The organism is Bacteroidota bacterium (assembly GCA_016720935.1).
In the GTDB taxonomy this organism is placed as follows: domain Bacteria; phylum Bacteroidota; class Bacteroidia; order AKYH767-A; family 2013-40CM-41-45; genus JADKJP01.
This window is the reverse complement of record JADKJP010000003.1, coordinates 151,596-171,178: the sequence shown is the minus strand read 5'-3', so window position 1 is coordinate 171,178 and position 19,583 is coordinate 151,596. Positions and strand designations below refer to the sequence as shown.

The following is a 19,583-nucleotide window of genomic DNA, read 5'->3' as shown; positions in this document are numbered from 1 at the left end:
AAATTAATTCATGAACAACATCCCCCACGATAGCGCCATCAAACACGTCAGCGGAAAATCGATTTACATCGACGATATTCCGGTGAACAGTCAATTGCTGCACGGACATGTACTCTATAGCCCTCATGCTCATGCAAGGATAAAATCCATTGACATTACTGAAGCGAAAGGCCTGAAAGGCGTCCACGCCATCCTTCGCGCTCAGGATATTCCCGGCCAGAATCAAATGGGCCCGGTGATCCATGATGAACCTTGTCTGGCTGATCAGACCGTGAATTGTGTAGGACAAGCCATCCTGCTCATCGCCGCGGATGATGAAGAGACCGCACGAAAAGCTGCACAACTCATCCATATCGAATACGAAGTTCTGGAACCGATTCTCAACCTGGATACAGCCATTGAAAAAGGAACTTTGCTCGCGCCGCCGCGAACCATGCAAAGAGGTGACGCGGATGCCGCGCTCGCGAAAGCTCCGCACACCTTCAAAGGAGAAATCCGTACCGGTGCCCAGGAACACTGGTACCTTGAAACACAGTCCTGTCTGGCCATTCCCGGTGAAGGTTTAGAAATGAATATTTATTCATCCACGCAGCACCCATCCGAAACACAAGCCATTGTAGCGGAAGTTCTTGGTCTGAATAAAAACGAAGTTGTCGTGGAAACACGCCGGATGGGTGGCGCTTTCGGAGGAAAAGAAACACAAGCCAATCATACCGCCGCCTGGACCGCTTTGCTGGCCAATGCAACCAAACGTCCGGTTAAGATTCGGCTTTTCAGAGATGATGATCAGAAAATCACGGGAAAAAGACATCCTTATCTTATCCGTTATGAAGTTGGTTTTGATGCTCAGGGAAGAATTCTCGCTTTGAAATTTGAACAAAACGCTGACGGTGGATGCGCCACAGATCTAAGTATCGCCATCCTCGAACGTGCCATGTTGCATGCTGATAATGCTTACTTCATTCCCAACATGACCGTGGTTGGAAAAGCTTATCGTACAAATCTTCCTTCCAATACCGCATTTCGTGGTTTCGGAGGACCTCAGGGAGTAGCAGGCATTGAAACGGTGATCGATCGTATTGCAAGATTTCTGAAACTTGATGCCGCAGAAGTAAGAAGAATAAATTTTTACGGCACGGATAAAAACAATATTACTCATTATGGTCAGGAAGTTGAACTCAACCGTCTTTTCCTGATCTATGACCAGCTCATTTCCACTTCCGATTATTTTAAAAGAAGAAAAGAAGTGGACGCGTTTAATGCCAACCATGAATTCTATAAAAAAGGATTAGCGCTCACGCCTGTGAAATTCGGGATCTCTTTTACCACGACATTCCTCAATCAGGCCGGGGCTTTGGTGAACATTTACAAAGACGGCACTATCCTCGTGAATCACGGAGGAACCGAAATGGGACAGGGCCTCAACACCAAAATAGCTCAGATCGCGGCGGCGGAATTGGGTGTCAGCCTTGACAGTATCAAGGTGAATGCGACAAACACCTCCAAAGTCCCCAATACCTCCGCTACAGCAGCTTCTGCCGGGACTGACCTGAACGGAATGGCTGTAAAAAATGCCATCGACAAACTTCGATCACGCATTGTGAAACTGATGTCGGCTGAATTCAGTAAAAGCAATCCTCAAAATCCAAGCAGAGAAGAAAATATCATTATTCAAAACAACCTGATTTCTGATTCAAAAAATCCGGAGCGGAAAATGCAATTTGCTGACGCGATGCTGCTGGCGAATTTGCAACAGGTGAGTCTCAGCGCTACAGGATTTTACGCCACACCAAATGTCGGTTGGGACAAACAAAGAGGCTGGGGAAAACCATTTAATTACTACGCTTTTGGAATGGCTGTGAGTGAAGTGATGGTGGATACGCTGACCGGTTATGTAAAAAATATACGTACAGACATTCTGCATGATGTCGGCGATTCGATTAACCCGGGAATAGATATTGGTCAGGTTGAAGGCGGGTTTATTCAGGGCCTTGGCTGGTGTACGACAGAAGAGATCAAATGGGACGCGAAAGGAAATCAGTTGAACCATTCACCTGATACCTATAAAATTCCTTCCATACAGGATATTCCTGAAGATTTCAGAGTGAAGCTGTTGCAGAATGCTCCAAATCCGAATGCAATTCGCAAAAGCAAAGCGGTTGCAGAACCTCCCTTTATGCTTTGTTTCAGCTCCTGGCTTGCCATTAAAGATGCCATTTCAGCCGTTGGCAATCATCAGTTTGAACCGGCTTTCAGTCTGCCCGCTACCAATGAAGTCATTCTTCTTTCCATTGAAGAGATTCGAAATAAAGGGCACCTCTAAAAACCTCTTTCGGGTGCTGTTAATATAATTCATTATTTCAATTAAGAACTTTCAATGCTTGATCTTTTTTTGCAATACTTCGTTGTTCGTCAGTCTGATACTTAGTTCCAGTATCCTCCTTCCTCACGTCTCGTATTGCAAAAAAATCTCTGCGCACATCACCCAAAATAGGTTTTTAGAAGTGCCCTTAATTGAAACAAGCCTAAACTTCTTTTCAAATCTTATATTCGCTTCCCGATTTATCTTATGAATCAATCCGATATTGAAGAAATAAAAGAAAGCATCCAGGAACTTACTCTGATCAGAAAAGTAATTACCTGGGGTATCGTATGCATTTTTCTTGCCTATGGTATTTATCTTCTGGTGGATCATTACGGAATCGGAGCACATGTGATGGACTGGATCCACCTGATTTTCCGATGGGCTCATGTGATTCTGGGAATATCGTGGATCGGAGCTTCATTCTATTTTATTTTTCTGGAGAACAGTTTAAACCGGACGGAAAATCTTCGAGATGAACTGGCAGGGAATTTATGGGCCATTCATGGAGGCGGTTTTTATTATGTAGAAAAATATAAGATTGCTCCGGGAGAGTTGCCAAAGAAATTGCATTGGTTCAAATACGAAGCCTATTTCACCTGGCTCACCGGAATCATTCTGCTGACTTTGGTCTATTATTTTAATGCCAAAACATTCATGATAGATCCTGATGTAGCAAAAATTTCTCCTGCCGCATCGATTCTGATTGGAATTGGCACTCTGATTTTCGGCTGGCTCGTGTATGATTTTCTTTGCCGTACTCCTTTGATTCAGCAAAAGAAAACATTCGCCATCATTGGGTTTTTAATCATTACCCTCATCTCCTTTTTTCTCAGTCATTTTCTGAGCGGACGTGCAGCCTTTATCCATGTTGGAGCTCTCATCGGAACCATTATGGCGGGCAATGTTTTTTTTGTGATCATCCCCGCACAAAAAGCAATGGTGAAAGCCGCGAAACATGGTCAACCACTCGATCCGAATCTTGGAAAATACGCCGGTCTTCGTTCACTGCACAACAATTACATGACACTGCCGGTCATCTTTGTAATGATCAGTAATCACTTCCCTGCTACGTTTGGCAATGCATTTAATTGGGCGGTACTTGCAGGACTCACGCTCGCAAGTGTAGCCGTTAGACATTATATCAATCTGCATGAAAAAGGTCAGCATGCTGCATGGATGATTCCTTTCGCCGTGATCGCATTGATTGCCCTTGTTATAGTAACAGCACCTACACCCTCTTCCCGAAAATCTTCAGCGCCTGTCGCCTTCAGTCAGGTTCAGCCTATTTTTAAGGCACGTTGTCAAAATTGTCATTCCGCTAATCCTACTGATGACGTTCAAAAAGTCGCTCCCGGAGGTGTGATGTTTGACACTCCTGAGCAAATTCAGAAGATGTCGGCAAGGATTCTTGTTCGGGCAGTACAAACGAAAACAATGCCTCAGGCAAATAAAACAGGCATCACTGAAGAAGAACGTGAACTCATCGGACTTTGGATTGACCAGGGTGCGAAAATTGAAAACTGATTATTCCGCTTATAACCTTATCTTGTGAACGGACCGGGGGTTTTCCCGGTTGTATTCTGAATTTTATTTTAAAAAATGTCGATCCCAGATCTTGCCATACACAGTAAACGAGTTCTTCTGGATGGAGAATTGAAAGATGCAACCATTTACATCCACGAGGGAAAAATCCTTGAAATCAAAGAAGGTAAAGGCGATCTCAAATCCGCCAAAATATTTGACGATGTAAAAGATTCGGTTGTCATGCCCGGACTGATTGATTGTCATGTACACATCAATGAACCGGGACGTACCGACTGGGAAGGATTCGAAACAGCAACACGGGCCGCGGCTTCGGGTGGAATTACCACTCTGGTAGACATGCCTTTAAATTCCACTCCGGTTACAACAACAGTAAAAAATCTCAAGGAAAAATTAGCCGCTGCGGAAGGAAAACTGTTTGTGGATTGCGGCTTCTGGGGAGGTATTGTTTCAGGAGATGTATCTGAAATCGAACCCTTGATAAAAGCAGGAGTGCTGGGCTTTAAAGCATTTCTGACACATTCCGGTATTGATGATTTTCCGAATGCGAGCTTGAAAGATCTGGAAAAAGCGGCACCGATTCTTAAAAAATATAATTTGCCTTTACTTGCGCATGCTGAACTGGATTCAAAACACAAAGGACAAAAAGCTTTTGAAGACGATCCGGAATCATATCAGGCTTTTTTAGGCTCGAGACCACGCTCCTGGGAAAACGAAGCGATCAAAGAACTGATTGCCCTATGCAAGAAGACCGGCGCACGAGTACACATTGTGCATTTATCTTCTTCAGATTCAATTGAGCAGATCAGGGAAGCACGTTCAAACAATTTACCACTTACTGTAGAAACCTGTCCGCATTACCTCTTCTTTGATTCTGAAACCATCAAGGATGGAGATACACGTTTCAAATGCACGCCCCCGATCCGTGAAAAAGAAAACAATGAAAAACTCTGGCAAGCACTAAAAGACGGTACACTGGATTTCATTGTATCAGATCACTCCCCTGCTCCACCTGAAATCAAGGAGATTGAAAGCGGAAACCTGAAGGAAGCATGGGGTGGAATTTCATCTTTACAATTTACATTGGCTATCATCTGGACTGTTGCATTGCGTGATAAAACAGGAATTTCGGAAATCTCTAACCTGATGAGCAGAAATGTGGCTGATTTTCTCGGTCTTAAAAACAAAGGCCGTCTCGAACCCGGCGCTGACGCGGATATCGTTGTCTGGAGCCCTGAGAAAAAACTAAAAGTGTCCCGCAGCAATATTCGATTCCGTCATCCGATCACTCCTTATGAAGGACAAATGCTCAGCGGGTTGGTTGAATTAACCTATGTCCGGGGTAACAAGGTTTACGATAAAGGATCCTTAGTATCTTCGCCGACAGGACAAGTGATTTTAAATACGCTATGATAAAAGAAGTTTCTGAGGCTCCTGCATTCACACAGCTGTTGAATCTGGCTGCGGATAAGCTGGGAGCAAAAGCCATTGCCTGTACGGATGATTTCTTTGCTGAAAAAGAAAATCTCATTAAACCCGGACGTGGAATTTTCATTGCCGATAAATATACGGATCGCGGTAAGTGGATGGATGGTTGGGAATCGCGCAGAAAGCGTGTCCCCGGGCATGACTGGTGCATTGTGCAACTTGGAGTTCCCGGCGTCTTGCACGGTTTCGATATCGACACCAATTTTTTCCTGGGTAATCATCCGCCTTTTGCTTCAATAGAAGCTTGTTTATTGCCAGTCGGAAAAAATCCGGAAGATGCCGATATTGAATGGAAAGAAATTCTTCCCAAATCACCTTTGAATCCCGGAAGTCAGAATTTTTACGCTTGTACAGATAGAAATCTATACTCGCATATTAAATTACACATCTATCCTGACGGCGGTGTTGCACGATTGAAAGTCTACGGAGAAGTTCAGAAAGACTGGACAAAAGTAAAGAAGGACGATGTGATTGACCTAGCCTCCGCTTTAAATGGAGCAAAGGCAATTCTTTGCAACGATATGTTTTTTTCCCACATGGATAATTTAATCATGCCAGGAAGAGGTGTGAATATGGGCGATGGATGGGAAACAAAAAGAAACCGCACACCGAATAACCGCGACTGGGTGATCGTACGACTCGCGCATCCGGGAAAAATAAAAAGCCTGCTTGTGGATACTTGTCATTTTAAAGGCAATTATCCTGACACCTGCTCGATTGAAGCCTGTTCCATTTCTAAGGAAGAAGAAAAAAATATTTCTTCCGAAAAAATTTCCTGGAAAGAAATTCTTCCAAAACAAAAATTACAAGCGGATCATGAGCATGAATATGAAAAGGAAATTCTTCCTCATGATTCCATTACCCATATCCGTTTGAATATATTTCCGGATGGTGGCATCAGCAGACTCAGGTGTTTTGGAAACATTATTTGATTATTCAAATGACGCTCACTGAACTCAATAATCTCGGATCCTCACAACTTCGCGAAGAATTCATGAAATGCTGCGGATGTACATCCTGGGCTGAAAAGATGGTTGCGTCCGCGCCATTTCAAAATCGCGAAGAAGTATTTGAAAAATCCGATCTCTTCTGGGATCAAACCAACGCTACTGATTGGCTGGAAGCATTTTTACATCACCCAAAAATTGGTGACCTGAAAAGTTTAGAAAAAAAATTCGCTTCGACCAGTAAACTTGCGGGCAGTGAACAAGCTTCTGTACATTCCGCTTCACAAAAAACACTGGAAGATCTGGCTGCCGGGAATGATGCATATGAAACTAAATTTGGTTTTATTTTCATCGTTTGTGCAACTGGAAAAAGTGCGGGAGAGATGTTGGAATTACTGAACAGCCGGATCCACAACGATAAAGAAACCGAATTGAGAATCGCTGCCACGGAGCAGAACAAAATAACACGTTTACGTTTAGAAAAATTATTGTCATGAGTCAGATTACGACACACATTCTGGACACATCCAAAGGAATTCCAGCGCAAGGTATTCATCTTGCACTGGAAGCATTTTCGGTAGACAACAAATGGCTCCCATTGGCAGAAGGAATTACAAATGCGGATGGTCGTGTAGCTGATTTGCTCAAAGCGGATGTCTTACTTTCTCCCGGAATTTACAGGATCACTTTTGAGACTTCAGAATATTTTACCAAACAGGGAATGAAAAGTTTTTATCCTTACGTACAAATCACTTTTGAAGTAAGCGACCCCAGACATTACCATATTCCACTGTTGTTAAGTCCGTATGGTTTCACGACTTATCGTGGCAGCTGAGCGCTGAAATCTCTCCTGATTAAGCATGAATTCCGCCTACGATTCGAGATTAAGCCGTATTTAATTGAACAACAACCACTTTCGACAGTATTTAAGGCTGCAATTTCTTCCCGGCCTCCGAAACAATGCCCTTTTTTGAACGTATTGCAGGGATATGAATCGTCCTCTGGAGGAAATCCTTCGCAATATTCTGGTAGCAAGGGATCAACCGGCTTTTTGTGTTGCAGGAACACATTATACGTATGCTGAATTCGGAGCATGCGTCGCGAACATTCAACACCAGATTCAAAGCAAAGGTCTTGAAGGAAATTGCAACATCGGTATTTTGACTTACGATGATTTGCAAACTTATGCTTCTGTTTTTGCCATTTTATTCAGCGGCCATGCTTTTGTTCCGATCAATCCTTTGCATCCGAAGACAAGGAATGAATCCATCATCGAACAGGCAGAAATAAGTGTATTGCTCAGTAGCAAGCTGGAAGAAGAAGCGATGGCTTTTTCATCCACATCTACCATGGTACTGAAAACAAATTTGCCTCAAGATATCAGTTCTGTTCCTTCCTTTATAGAACCGGAGCCTGACAGACTCGCTTACATTCTGTTCACATCAGGAAGTACGGGTGTTCCAAAGGGTGTTCCACTTACAATTCAAAATCTGGAATCATTTCTGAGAGCATTTTTTGCCCTCGGCTTTGATATCGATAGCTCCGACAGATTCATTCAAATGTTTGATATGACATTTGATTTATCCATTATGAGCTATATGGCTCCCTTGTGTATTGGAGCCTGTGTGTATACTGTTCCCTTCGATGGAATAAAATACATGCAGGTTTATCGTCTGCTTGAAGAGCACCACATCACATTTGCTTTATTGGTTCCATCCATCATCACACATCTGAGACCATATTTTGAAGAAATATTTTTAGAGAAAATGAAGTACTCGCTTTTCTGTGGTGAGGCTTTGTATGAAGATGTAACGTTGGAATGGGCAAAGTGCATTCCGCATGCGCAATTGTTAAATGTCTATGGGCCAACGGAAGCGACGATCTTCTGTACTACTTATCCGATCCACCGTAAAGGAGGAAATAAATGTCTCAACGGAATATTGTGCATCGGTCAGGCTATGGATTCCATGGAAGCAACTATCTTCACAGAAGATGGAAAGCCTGCAGTAGCAATGGAAAAAGGAGAGCTTTGTCTTCATGGAGCGCAAGTCACTCCGGGATATTGGAAAAATGAACAAAAAAACAAGGAAGCCTTTTTCAATTATAACAACAAACGCTATTACAGAACCGGAGATTTGTGTTTTACGGATTCAGAAGGAGACACTAGCTATAGTGGAAGAATAGATTTCCAGGTAAAGATTCAGGGCTTTCGTGTGGAATTGGGTGAAATTGAAATGCAGGCCCGAGATTTCCTGAAAACACACAATGTCGTTGCCATTGCAAAGCAGAACGAAGAAACAGTCTGGCAAATTTATCTGTTCATTGAAAACTTCACTGAATCCACAGCTTCATTGTTGAAACATCTGAAAGAATCCATCCCTTCATACATGCTTCCCGCTAAAATCATCGGGACAGGATTGTTTCCACTGAATTCAAATGGAAAAACAGATCGAAAAGCATTGATGGCACAGGCAGGATTATAATCGGTAAACAAAAATATTCACACGAATTGTGATCGATAATTGAGAGGGAACAAAATGGAAAAACACGAAATATTAAATCAACTTACGGGGATTTTCAAAAGAATCTTTGAAAACGAAACTGTCATTTTACAGATGGATACGACCGCGAACGATGTGGATGGATGGGATTCATTGACGCATACTTCCATGATTGTTGAAGTTGAAAAGCATTTCATGGTTAAATTCAAACTAAAAGAAGTACTGGGATTTAAAAATGTCGGTGATATGGTAAACATGATCCATTCCAAACTTGCCGCTGCCTAAAGGAAATTGATGGTATTTAATTCGTTCACATTCCTGATTTTCTTTTTCCTTTTTGCCATCCTTTATTTCAGGATGAGAGGAAAGGTGCAATTACTCTGGCTGCTTACCGGCTCGGTAATATTTTGCGCATTCTACAGTTTGAAAGGACTTGGAATCCTGTCAGGACTGATCGTCGTTAATTACTTTTCAGGAATTCTCATTGAAAAATCATCAAGAAAAGAACTGATACTATTTCTCAGTTGCCTCGTGAATTTGGGCGCTTTGTTTTTATTTAAGTATTATAATTTCTTCAATCTTGAACTGACTTCGTTATTGCATTCAATCCATATTGACAACCCATTGCCGGTTGTGAATTTTTTAATTCCGGTCGGGTTATCCTATTTCACTTTGCAGGCTATCGGATACAATGTGGATATTCAACGTGAGATGGAAGTTCCAGAGAAAAACTTTCTCGTATTTGTTACTTACTTCCTCTACTTCCCTAAACTCATCCAGGGACCGGTTGATCGACCCAGGAATCTCCTGCCACAATTGCATCACGAACAAAAATTTGATTACAACAGAGTTGTTGGCGGATTAAAACTTATCGCCTGGGGTTTGATAAAAAAACTGGTCATTGCTGACCGGCTTTCGATTTTCGTGAGTCAGGTGTATGATCATACCGGTAGTTACAGCGGGATTGTGCTTTTGCTTGCCGGATTATTCTACATGGTTCAATTGTATGCGGATTTCTCCGGTTACATGGATATGGCACTCGGTATTTCATCCATACTCGGGTTTGAAATCATGCAAAACTTCAACAGGCCATTTGCCGCTACCTCTGTTACAGATTTCTGGAAACGATGGCACATTTCACTTTCTACATGGCTGTATGAATATGTATATAATCCTATTTCACTTCAATGGAGAAATCTCGGAAACTGGGGAATGGTTTTCGCCATCTTCATTACATTTTTCCTGAGCGGTTTGTGGCATGGAGTCGGCTGGACATTTATGACCTGGGGATTGATTAATGGTCTCGCGATGGGCTATGAATTGCGCACGGCAAAATGGAGAAAAAAAACATTTAAAAAATTATCTCCGGCAACTGCAAAATATCTTTCCGTCTCGATCACATTTATCTTCACCTTACTAAGCTTCACATTTGTGCGTGCCAACACAGTGAGCGAAGGATGGTACGTACTCACTCATCTTTTTGATACTTCAAAAGTGGTTTCACTTTTTTCTCTTGGTCTGGATCCGTTGAATTTCATGCTTGCTTGCTTGGGAGTAATTCTTCTTCTTGTTCTGCAATTTTATCAACCTAAAATAAGTTTCAGCGAAGCACTTTCATCTAAACCCTTGGCTGTACGCTGGTCGGTATATGGTCTTATTGCCCTTGTTATTTTAAACCTCGGAATCCTTGGAGGAAAAGGTTTTATCTACGCTCAATTCTAAACAATGGCAAAGCTGATCCTCAAATTATTTCTTTTTGGTTTGCTTGCCATCGTACTGAGCATTCCGGTGAGAAAATATTTACGTGCTCCGGAACGTGAATTGCCATGGTCCTACAGCTTTGATGCTTTGCATTTAAAAAGAGAATATCTGCGTACGTACCCGAATCGTTTCAACCTCTTATTTATTGGTTCCAGTTCCACACGAAGAGGTTTTGTGCCACAGGTTTTCAATGAATCCGCAGACTCATCCTTGCATATCAATTCCTTTAATTACGGTGTTGACTGGATGGGCTTCCCGGAAGTGTATTATATGCTTGATCATGTCGTAAAAGAAAACAAAGAAGGTACACGTTACTTATTCATCGAGTTATCGAAAATAAAAATCATAGATTACCAGAACATGCATACTGCACGTGCAATTTACTGGTACAACTGGTCTGATTTTACTTTTACACTTCGATCCATTGTCTCTTCCCCTTCTCCCCCATTGGTCAAAGCTGCCGCACTTTCCTCTCATCTGGTTGGCTACATGGATCATTTACTCAATGTAGGATCCATTAGCGACCGGAATGATTATCACAAAAGACAAGCGATGGTGACAGATTCCATCGCTGATATGGGTGAAGTATACAACGGTTATAGCGGCAAAGAAATCCATGAAGATGCGGGTCGGGAACATTTCCTAAAAGATACCAGTGGTTTAGCGGCACGAAAACTAAATTCCGCACAGGCATTTGAAGATCTTGAGAAAAATCCGGCTTTGATTAAAAAATACAATCATGTTTATCTTGACCGGATCAATTCCACCATACAAAAGTTGAAAGACAATGGAATTTACCCTGTCTTCGTGATGAATCCGCGTGCCGACCCTCGACAATACAAGGAAATTCTGACAGTATTTTATAACATTGATCCCCGTTATCGGATAGAAATTGCTGATAGTAGAAAGTATCCTGATTTGTATCTCTCGCAATACGCTTCTGACGAAACACATTTAAATGAAGAAGGTGCTGTCTTGTACACAAAATATCTGGCGAGGGAATTCAATAAATTAGTAACCGTATCAACAGATACATCGCGCATCCAACAATGACGAGAATACTTATCATCGCCGACGATCTGGGGATTGATTCGCTCACCAATCAGCGAATCACCGATTGTTATGAAAAGGGATTGATCTCCTCCACTTCTGTCATGGTTACAATGCCCGGTTTTGAGGAAGCTGTTGAGTGGTATAAAAAACAAACACCGGAACCAAAACTCGGCATTCATCTGGATCTGGATGGAGGAAAACCGGTTTCGGAAGTTTTCAAAAGTGCTTACGGTGAAAAGAAATTATTTTATCCGGGTGGCCGGCTTTCCGCAGATCAAAAATATCTGGACATCCTGGAACAGGAGCTCGACGCGCAGATTCAAAAATTAATCAAAGCCGGAATATCACTTCATCATATCGATTCACATCATCACAAACATACCAATTGGCCTGTTGCAAAAATTGTAGTTCGACTTGCAAAAAAATACGGTGGAGTCCGCATTCGTGTTGCAGGAAATGTACTCTATCCAAGCGCTTTTCATAAACAAATTTATCGATCACTTTTAAACCGTTATTTCAAGAAACACAGCAATCCCCAAAATCACATTCCAAATTTTGCCCGTCTCGAAAAATTTATGGCAGCAAGACCAACAATACAAGGGAACAGCATTGAATTGATGACTCATCCCGGCATGGATCAGGACTACCAGCTGCTGAACAGTCCTGCTTTTTCTGAGTTTCTCAAAAACTATTCCCTGATCCGGTAAAAAGTATTTGCTTAGATTTGGCAAATAAAATAGTACATAAAAATCCTGGTACTTTGTACCTCTGAAAATTACCCTCAATCCCCAATCCACCTCCAATTCAATAAGCACGAATAAGTCTGTATGAAAACATCCATTTCACCTGTTGCTAAAGAGAAAATTCTGAGTGATTTACAGAAAGCGAATTTAGTCTTTCAAAAAGTTTATCCGGGTGATAAGCCCGACAGACAACCGGTACATACAGTGTATGGTGGCGCGAATTTGTTTCGTTCTGATTCCACAAAAAAGATGGGAGAGATTGCTTTACGCAGTCTCACCTCCTATGCACCTGATTTTACTGTGCTGGCAAGGGTTCTCGAACTCAGCGGTCACGAAACACTTCCAACCGAAAAATCAAAGATTGCGGAACTTACTTCCACCCTGGATAAAATGACTGCGGATGAACGAAAAAAACATCCGGCATGGCTATCCTATACCGTTTATAAAAAAATAATCGCGAAGCTTGAAAGAGAAGCAGTAGAAGACTTTCGTATTGATTTTGAAGATGGTTTTGGTAATCGTCCGGATGATGAAGAAGACGCGACTGCTGTGAATGCGGCTAAAGAATTGGCCAAAGGAATGAAAGAAAAAACAATCTCACCATTCATTGGCATTCGAATCAAACCGTTCACAGAAGATTTAAAACAACGTGGTATCCGTACCCTTGATATTTTCCTGACAACGCTGCTTTCTGAAACAGGAGGAAAATTGCCCGACAATTTCGTAGTCATGCTTCCGAAAGTAACAATACCGGAACAAATGCAGGCGCTGGTTCAGTTGTTTGAAATTATTGAAAAAGAAAATAACATTCCTGAAGGCACATTGAAAATGGAAATGATGGTGGAAGCGACGCAAGCCATCATGGATAAAAACGGAGTGAATCCTTTGCGTGGCCTCATCATGGCAGCAGGAGGAAGATGCATTGCTGCTCACTTCGGAACATATGATTATACAGCTTCCTGCAACATCACCGCTAAATATCAAACCATGGATCATCCGGTTTGTGATTTCGCGCATCACATGACGAAAGTGGCTTTAGCAGGAACAGGAATTTTTCTTTCGGATGGAGCAACCAATGTCATGCCGATTGGTCCGCACAAAGGAGACAATCTCACAGATCAACAAAAACAGGAAAACACAATGGTAGTACACCGTGCCTGGAAATTGTGTTATGGTCATTCCATGCATTCTCTTCGCAATGGTTTTTATCAGGGCTGGGACCTTAATCCCGCGCAATTACCCATGCGTTATGCAGCTGTGTATACTTTCTTTCTTGAGAGTTATGAAGACGCCGCGGCTCGCCTGTTTCACTTTGTAAACAAAGCGGCACAGGCAACACTTTCAGGAGATATTTTTGATGATGCTGCAACCGGACAAGGACTTCTGAATTATTTCCTCCGCGCAATGAATTCCGGAGCTATTACTGAAGAAGAAGCGTTGGTAACCGGATTGACCCTGGAAGAAATTCACAGCAGGTCGTTTTATCGGATACTCCGTGGCCGGAGGAAGTAGTTTTTTGAGTTTCGCGTTAGAGGTTAGTGGTTAGTGGTTAGTGGTTAGTGGTTAGTGGTTAGTGGTTAGTGGTTTAAAAAACTAACAACTAATAACTAATAACTAATAACTAACAACTAAACCAAAAGGGTCTACTCCCGAGTTACAGTATTCTTCACAGCAATCATTTTGGCAAGGATGCTGATGGCGATTTCTTCGGGTGATTCGGCGTTGATGTCGATGCCCATGGGCATATCGACTGTTTCAAGTTCATTCAGACTGGCTATTTTCCCCTCTTCAAACATTTTCTTTGTCATCTCTACTTTGCGCTGACTTCCTATCATGCCCAGATACGCATGAGGTTTCTTTAGACAGAATGCAAGAATGTCACGGTCATAAGGGTGACTGTAAGTCATGATTGCAACAAAAGTTTGATCATCGAATGGCAATAAAGGAAGTGCTTGTGCGTAGTGCAGATTCATTTTACTCAAACCTTCGATGTTGATCTGATCAAGATATTCTTTCCTGTCATCGATTATGTAAATTTCAAAATCAAGTCCTACGGCAAGTTTGGCCAATGCATGTCCGGTATGACCGGCACCAAAAATATAGAGTCGTTTCTTTTTCATAATCGGTTCTATATAAACATCCACACTTCCTCCACAACACATGTTGTGCTGATGTAATAAATCATGACGGAAAAAGGCAGGCTTTCCTGATTTTAACACTTTGAGTGCCTGTTCAATCACACTTTTTTCGAGCTCGCCTCCACCAATTGTTCCGGAAATTCGGCCATCCGGGAATACCAACATTTTGGCTCCGGTTTCTCTTGGAGTGGAGCCATGTGTTTTGACAATAATACACAGAGCAAGATCGGTCTGATGTTTACCTGCTTCTGATATGGTTTCAAAAATGTTCGGCAAGTGATAATCTTATCAATCAAAAATACAGATAATATTTATAAGCAACATTCAGCGAGATTCAGCTTCATCCTTGGCAAAAAATATTAATTTTACATCCCGCTCAGCAAAATTGAAATTGTTCGTCCATGAAAAATAATCCAACTGAATTTATAAAAGTCGCCGTTGATCTGTCAAGGGAAGGCTCTCAATCAAACAAGGGAGGACCATTTGGCTGTGTTGTCGTGAAAGATGGAAAAATAATCGGAAAAGGTTCCAACCAGGTTACATCCTCCAACGACCCTACTGCCCATGCTGAAGTCGTCGCCATTCGTGATGCATGTCGCAACCTGAATAGCTTTCAGTTGACTGATTGCGAGATTTATACCTCCTGCGAACCTTGTCCCATGTGTCTGGGTGCCATTTATTGGGCCCGACCTAGCAAAGTGTATTTTGCTAATACCCGTCACGAGGCCGCGGAAGCGGGTTTTGACGACGCTTTTATATATGAAGAAATCAATGTCTCCCCCGACAAACGAAAAATTGAAATGATCCATGTTCCGGATGCTGCTGCGTTACAAATCTTTAAAGACTGGATCAACAAACCGGATAAAATTGATTATTGATCTCAAAAAGCTCTTTACCCATTATTGGGCCTTGATTTTATACACATTTTTCATTTTCATCGTTTTTTTCCTGATTCGGGCAATTACAGGAATTACTTGGTAAATTACACTCTATCAATTTGCTGAACGAAGGAATTCCTGCAAACCTGAGAAAAACAGTTAAAAGAAGCACTTTTTTATTGCGGAATTGTGTAAATAATTTATCTTGCATGAGCATTCATCATGCATTTCTTTGCTGCGTGCAAAGATTATAAGATTTTATCATTTCGTTTATCTATGACTCATTCCGACTCCACGCTAATCACGTGCAGCCTGTTTCACAATCTTGACCAAGTAGTACTCGCGGAAATTCTTTCTCATTCAGAAATGAATGAATATCCGAAAGGTGCTGTTTTGGTAAATAAAGGCTCTGTGCCCAGTGCACTTTATATTGTAAAAAACGGAACAGTAGAAATTTACAATGAAGATGTACTGCTGGCAACACTTGGCTCGCTTTCTATACTGGGAGAAAGTTTCCTTGCTGATGCCGTTGCAACTGCAACGATTGTGGCGGGATCAGACCTCACGATGGTGGAAATTAAAAAAGATGTTTTTTATTCTCTTGCGGTGAAATATCCGCAGTTGATCCTGAACATTTTTAAAATTAATTTTCAACGATTACGAAATTCAAATGACGCGGCTTTAAAAGAAGCACGGGAACGGGAAGAAAGATTAAATCAACTCGTCAATGAACGTACTCACGCTTTGAATGAAACAATGCTCGAGTTGCGTAAGACCAATGATGAATTGTCAATCACCCGTGATAACCTGATCGAAACTCAAAAATTCCGCCAGCAGTTTCTGGCCAATATGAGCCATGAAATCCGCACTCCCATGAATGCTATCGTGGGATTGACAAACCTGCTGATCAAATCGCCGCTCAACGAACAGCAGGAAAAATATTTGAATGTCATCAAGAAAAGCGGGGCCAACCTGCTGGTCATCATTAACGATATTCTGGATCTCGCTAAAATTGAATCCGGCAAAATGGAACTGGAAGCAGTACCATTCCCGTTCATTTCGGCGATTCACAACATTCACACTATTCTCGGTCTCAAGGCTGAAGAAAAGGGAATAAAAATGGAACAGATCATAGGAGAAGGTGTTCCTGAATATGTCGTTGGCGATGAAACAAGAATTACCCAGGTCATTATGAACCTTGCCGGTAATGCCATTAAATTCACTGAAAAGGGTGCTGTTACGATATCCGTTATTCCAGAAAATAAAAATGACAAAGAAGTCGTTGTCAGAGTAGGTATCCGGGATACAGGTATTGGAATTCCTGCTGACAAAATCGACAAGATCTTCGAAAGTTTTGGACAAGCTTCCTCAGATACTACGAGAAAATTTGGTGGTACCGGACTGGGATTAACCATCTCCAAACAATTGGTGGAAATGCATGGCGGAGACCTGAAAGTTCAAAGCGAGCCGGGCAAGGGATCTGAGTTTTATTTTTCCATTAAATACACCATTACTTCAAAACCACAAGAAGATAATATTGACGATCTCGCGACTTCACATGATTTGTCTACCGTAAAAATTCTATTGGTTGAAGACAACGAATTCAATCAAATGGTAGCAGTGGATACATTGAATGATATTTTCCCTGAGGTAAAAGTAGATGTCGCGAATGACGGACAAGAGGCTCTTGATAAACTCAATGCCGATAATTACAGTTTTGTATTTATGGATATCCAAATGCCGGGAATGGATGGTTATGAAACTACCCGTCGTATCCGGAAATTGGAAGACACATTAAAGAAGAATATCAGAATTTGTGCAATGACCGCTAATGTTACCCGGGAAGAAATCGATGAATGCCTTGCATCAGGAATGAATGATTACATGATGAAACCATTCAGCACCGAAACTCTCCGGGAAAAAGTAATCCGTAACGCCTTTCCCAACGAATCGTGAATCAAACAACTTATTCCAAAAGCACGAGGAATTATTCTTCGTCAACACCATCCACGGTCATGAACCGATACGAACAAACAAAGCAATTTATACTCGGAAAGCTGAATACCGGATTACCGGACAACCTCACGTATCATGGCTATCACCATGTTCTCGATGTATTGAACGCGGCAGAAATGTTGTGCGAAAGGGAGAAAATTCCCGCTGAAGATGTCGAGCTTGTGAAAGTAGCAGCTCTGCTTCACGATTCCGGTTTCCTGCTAAACGCTGTAAACCACGAACAAATTGGCAGTGATATGGCCAGAAAATTATTACCTGAATTTGGCTACAGTAAAACTGAAATAGAAACCATCTGTGGAATGATTCTCGCGACAAAATTTCCACAGCAACCAAAAAATCATCTGGAAGAAATTCTCTGTGATGCCGATTTGGACTACCTCGGCCGCCCTGATTTTTTCAGCATCGGAAATACATTGTTTGAAGAACTAAAAAACAGTGGGAATATTTCTACTCTGAGAGAATGGAACCAACTACAGGTTACTTTTCTCCTCACCCATAAATATTTTACCCGTTCTGCTAAAGAACTCCGCGATTTTCAAAAAGAAGTTCATCTTCAGCAGGTGAAAAATTTACTCGCAAAACCCTGAATTGCTCTTTCTACAGTCTCCTGAGACTAGTTAAAATTTTCAGCTTTTAATTTACTCCGGCTTAATTTCTGTCCGGGGAAACCAGATCTTAACAATTTTTTTCTGCTATTTGCGTTTCTTTTTCGGATTCTGCATTAAATCAAGAATAACACGGATTGTTAAAAAATCACATCCGTAAGCCCCGCAAGGAAAAATATTATTGATAGATTTACCAAATCATGAGACTTCTAACTGTTCTCTTATGCGTTTTGGCTCTGGCATCCTGTAAAAAGGAGGCGTTGGTTACAGTTGACAATAATATTCCACCGGAAGATTATACGATTGAACCTGTAGTAGTGGAGAATTATATCAACCGAACATATATTCTCACCCTTGGCAGAGAACCTGATGAAACAGAATTCAGTACCGCACGACAGGCACTCTTGAATAGTGGAGTTGATAGCGCCTCCCGCCAAAACTTCCTCGAGTCCGTTTTTTCAGACCCTTCCTATCTTCCTGCTGTTTACAATCAGAATAAAATTGATTTGCTAAACAATGTTGACACCGCCGAATTTACCAACTGGATCAACATCTTTGAATTTTTACTGCAGGACTCAACAAATATTACTTCATGGCCTGCTCTTCAACAACAACAAGACAGGCTGATCGAATTGCGAAACGCATTCCCTGCATTTATCAATGGGACAATTGGAGTAGATGAATTGCAACGCAGAATGTGTAACAATTACCTCTACGACCAGATCAATATGGGTGCCGCGAATTTTGTAATCTCCACCTTTCAACATTTGATTAACCGAAACCCGACAATTTCAGAACAACAAAACGGGATCAACATGGTAGGAGGAATCAACGCGGTTTTGTTTCTCCAGGCCGGTTCAAATCAAAATGATTACCTGAACATTCTCACACATTCCAGTAATTATTTTGAAAGTCAGGTTGTATTGCTTTATCACAAATTCCTGAATCGTGAACCAATTACAGAAGAAATGCTCAGTGGCACACAAAAATATAGCAGCACCGGGGACTATACCGCTGTACAAAGAGATATTTTAGCTACAAACGAATTCATCGGGATCCAATGAAAAAATTGATTTTTATTTTTTTGTGTTTGACTATTTTATTTTCCTGTAGCCGGGAAAATAAATACGAGTATGAAGTCAATCCTGTTAATGTTTCTCAAAACGGCGGAGTAAAAAACTCTCAGAAGACAACTGCAGAATTTATTTCCATCGCTTATGCAGATCTGTTCGGAATCCAAATTCCTCAGTCCAGACTGGTGAATCTCAGCATTGCTTACAGTTCATTTGGTGATCAAAAAGTAATCGAAGACCGTATCATCCGGAATTTCATCAATGATACACTGGCAATTATTCCTGATTCAGTTGTTGTTAATGGAGATACTTCGGCATTCATTGTAAAAGCCTATAAAAAATTCTTCAACCGCGAACCTTCTGAATTCGAAAAATACACCTGGAAGAATACGATTCATCAGGATGCTTCGATAAATCCTTTAATGGTATATTATACATTGATGACATCTGATGAATACAGGTTTTATTAATCA

At 41.5% G+C, this 19,583-nt stretch carries 18 protein-coding genes; 17 read left to right on the top strand and 1 reads right to left on the bottom strand.

All coding sequences use genetic code 11. From position 1 onward, the window contains the following. The first annotated feature begins 10 nt into the window (after positions 1-10). From xdhB to IPP86_03175, 12 genes are all read left to right on the top strand, one after another. Positions 11-2,323, top strand: coding sequence for a xanthine dehydrogenase molybdopterin binding subunit (gene xdhB, locus IPP86_03230; GenBank protein MBL0137528.1), 2,313 nt, complete (start codon positions 11-13; stop codon positions 2,321-2,323). A 378-nt stretch (positions 2,324-2,701) separates the two neighbouring features. Next, a complete protein-coding gene (locus IPP86_03225) occupies positions 2,702-3,889 on the top strand; it encodes a urate hydroxylase PuuD (protein ID MBL0137527.1) in 1,188 nt (395 codons plus the stop codon). Between the two features lie 75 nt (positions 3,890-3,964). Then, entirely contained in the window at positions 3,965-5,320 is a 1,356-nt protein-coding gene (allB, locus tag IPP86_03220) for an allantoinase AllB (protein MBL0137526.1), read from the top strand. After that, positions 5,317-6,327, top strand: a complete 1,011-nt coding sequence (alc, locus tag IPP86_03215) for an allantoicase (GenBank protein MBL0137525.1) — start codon at positions 5,317-5,319, stop codon at positions 6,325-6,327. Before allB ends, alc begins: the two co-directional genes overlap by 4 nt. Positions 6,328-6,335: 8 nt before the next feature. Beyond that, a complete protein-coding gene (uraD, locus tag IPP86_03210) occupies positions 6,336-6,839 on the top strand; it encodes a 2-oxo-4-hydroxy-4-carboxy-5-ureidoimidazoline decarboxylase (GenBank protein MBL0137524.1) in 504 nt (167 codons plus the stop codon). Further along, positions 6,836-7,177, top strand: coding sequence for a hydroxyisourate hydrolase (uraH, locus tag IPP86_03205; protein MBL0137523.1), 342 nt, complete (start codon positions 6,836-6,838; stop codon positions 7,175-7,177). The genes uraD and uraH overlap by 4 nt, the downstream gene beginning before the upstream one ends. A 154-nt stretch (positions 7,178-7,331) precedes the next feature. Next, positions 7,332-8,825, top strand: coding sequence for an AMP-binding protein (locus IPP86_03200; protein MBL0137522.1), 1,494 nt, complete (start codon positions 7,332-7,334; stop codon positions 8,823-8,825). A 54-nt stretch (positions 8,826-8,879) separates the two neighbouring features. Then, entirely contained in the window at positions 8,880-9,128 is a 249-nt protein-coding gene (locus IPP86_03195; protein ID MBL0137521.1) for an acyl carrier protein, read from the top strand. Positions 9,129-9,137: 9 nt separating this feature from the next. Then, positions 9,138-10,565 carry an MBOAT family protein gene (locus tag IPP86_03190; GenBank protein MBL0137520.1) on the top strand — a complete coding sequence of 476 codons (1,428 nt, stop codon included), beginning with the start codon at positions 9,138-9,140 and terminating at the stop codon, positions 10,563-10,565. Positions 10,566-10,568: 3 nt separating this feature from the next. Then, on the top strand, positions 10,569-11,657 hold the full coding sequence (locus IPP86_03185; protein MBL0137519.1) for a hypothetical protein: 1,089 nt from the start codon (positions 10,569-10,571) through the stop codon (positions 11,655-11,657). Continuing rightward, on the top strand, positions 11,654-12,364 hold the full coding sequence (locus IPP86_03180; protein MBL0137518.1) for a ChbG/HpnK family deacetylase: 711 nt from the start codon (positions 11,654-11,656) through the stop codon (positions 12,362-12,364). The genes IPP86_03185 and IPP86_03180 overlap by 4 nt, the downstream gene beginning before the upstream one ends. A gap of 120 nt (positions 12,365-12,484) precedes the next feature. Next, complete coding sequence (locus IPP86_03175) at positions 12,485-13,912, top strand: phosphoenolpyruvate kinase (protein ID MBL0137517.1); 1,428 nt, start codon at positions 12,485-12,487, stop codon at positions 13,910-13,912. 131 nt (positions 13,913-14,043) lie between these two features. On the opposite strand, the gene IPP86_03170 is transcribed toward IPP86_03175, so the two are convergent. Next, entirely contained in the window at positions 14,044-14,814 is a 771-nt protein-coding gene (locus IPP86_03170; protein MBL0137516.1) for an XdhC family protein, read from the bottom strand. 125 nt (positions 14,815-14,939) lie between these two features. Here IPP86_03170 and IPP86_03165 point away from each other — a divergent pair, with 125 nt between their 5' ends. The 5 genes from IPP86_03165 to IPP86_03145 all read left to right on the top strand — a co-directional run bounded on the left by IPP86_03165 (position 14,940) and on the right by IPP86_03145 (position 19,580). Further along, positions 14,940-15,416 carry a nucleoside deaminase gene (locus IPP86_03165; GenBank protein ID MBL0137515.1) on the top strand — a complete coding sequence of 159 codons (477 nt, stop codon included), beginning with the start codon at positions 14,940-14,942 and terminating at the stop codon, positions 15,414-15,416. 276 nt (positions 15,417-15,692) lie between these two features. Continuing rightward, positions 15,693-17,372 (top strand): response regulator, encoded by a 1,680-nt coding sequence (locus IPP86_03160; GenBank protein MBL0137514.1) that lies wholly within the window; start codon positions 15,693-15,695, stop codon positions 17,370-17,372. A 59-nt stretch (positions 17,373-17,431) separates the two neighbouring features. Further along, positions 17,432-18,019 carry an HD domain-containing protein gene (locus IPP86_03155; GenBank protein MBL0137513.1) on the top strand — a complete coding sequence of 196 codons (588 nt, stop codon included), beginning with the start codon at positions 17,432-17,434 and terminating at the stop codon, positions 18,017-18,019. Positions 18,020-18,237: 218 nt separating this feature from the next. Continuing rightward, positions 18,238-19,101: a hypothetical protein gene (locus IPP86_03150; GenBank protein MBL0137512.1), complete on the top strand. Its 864-nt coding sequence runs from the start codon at positions 18,238-18,240 to the stop codon at positions 19,099-19,101. Continuing rightward, positions 19,098-19,580, top strand: a complete 483-nt coding sequence (locus IPP86_03145; GenBank protein ID MBL0137511.1) for a hypothetical protein — start codon at positions 19,098-19,100, stop codon at positions 19,578-19,580. Before IPP86_03150 ends, IPP86_03145 begins: the two co-directional genes overlap by 4 nt. Positions 19,581-19,583 lie beyond the last annotated feature (3 nt).

Bases quoted from the DNA above. Each gene is read 5' to 3' on its own strand.
- IPP86_03150 (MBL0137512.1), top strand. From the start codon at position 18,238: ATGAGACTTCTAACTGTTCTCTTATGCGTTTTGGCTCTGGCATCCTGT.
- allB (MBL0137526.1), top strand. From the start codon at position 3,965: ATGTCGATCCCAGATCTTGCCATACACAGTAAACGAGTTCTTCTGGAT.
- IPP86_03190 (MBL0137520.1), top strand. From the start codon at position 9,138: ATGGTATTTAATTCGTTCACATTCCTGATTTTCTTTTTCCTTTTTGCC.
- IPP86_03175 (MBL0137517.1), top strand. From the start codon at position 12,485: ATGAAAACATCCATTTCACCTGTTGCTAAAGAGAAAATTCTGAGTGAT.
- uraH (MBL0137523.1), top strand. From the start codon at position 6,836: ATGAGTCAGATTACGACACACATTCTGGACACATCCAAAGGAATTCCA.
- xdhB (MBL0137528.1), top strand. From the start codon at position 11: ATGAACAACATCCCCCACGATAGCGCCATCAAACACGTCAGCGGAAAA.
- IPP86_03165 (MBL0137515.1), top strand. From the start codon at position 14,940: ATGAAAAATAATCCAACTGAATTTATAAAAGTCGCCGTTGATCTGTCA.
- IPP86_03195 (MBL0137521.1), top strand. From the start codon at position 8,880: ATGGAAAAACACGAAATATTAAATCAACTTACGGGGATTTTCAAAAGA.
- alc (MBL0137525.1), top strand. From the start codon at position 5,317: ATGATAAAAGAAGTTTCTGAGGCTCCTGCATTCACACAGCTGTTGAAT.
- IPP86_03185 (MBL0137519.1), top strand. From the start codon at position 10,569: ATGGCAAAGCTGATCCTCAAATTATTTCTTTTTGGTTTGCTTGCCATC.
- IPP86_03160 (MBL0137514.1), top strand. From the start codon at position 15,693: ATGACTCATTCCGACTCCACGCTAATCACGTGCAGCCTGTTTCACAAT.
- IPP86_03155 (MBL0137513.1), top strand. From the start codon at position 17,432: ATGAACCGATACGAACAAACAAAGCAATTTATACTCGGAAAGCTGAAT.
- uraD (MBL0137524.1), top strand. From the start codon at position 6,336: ATGACGCTCACTGAACTCAATAATCTCGGATCCTCACAACTTCGCGAA.
- IPP86_03145 (MBL0137511.1), top strand. From the start codon at position 19,098: ATGAAAAAATTGATTTTTATTTTTTTGTGTTTGACTATTTTATTTTCC.
- IPP86_03200 (MBL0137522.1), top strand. From the start codon at position 7,332: ATGAATCGTCCTCTGGAGGAAATCCTTCGCAATATTCTGGTAGCAAGG.
- IPP86_03180 (MBL0137518.1), top strand. From the start codon at position 11,654: ATGACGAGAATACTTATCATCGCCGACGATCTGGGGATTGATTCGCTC.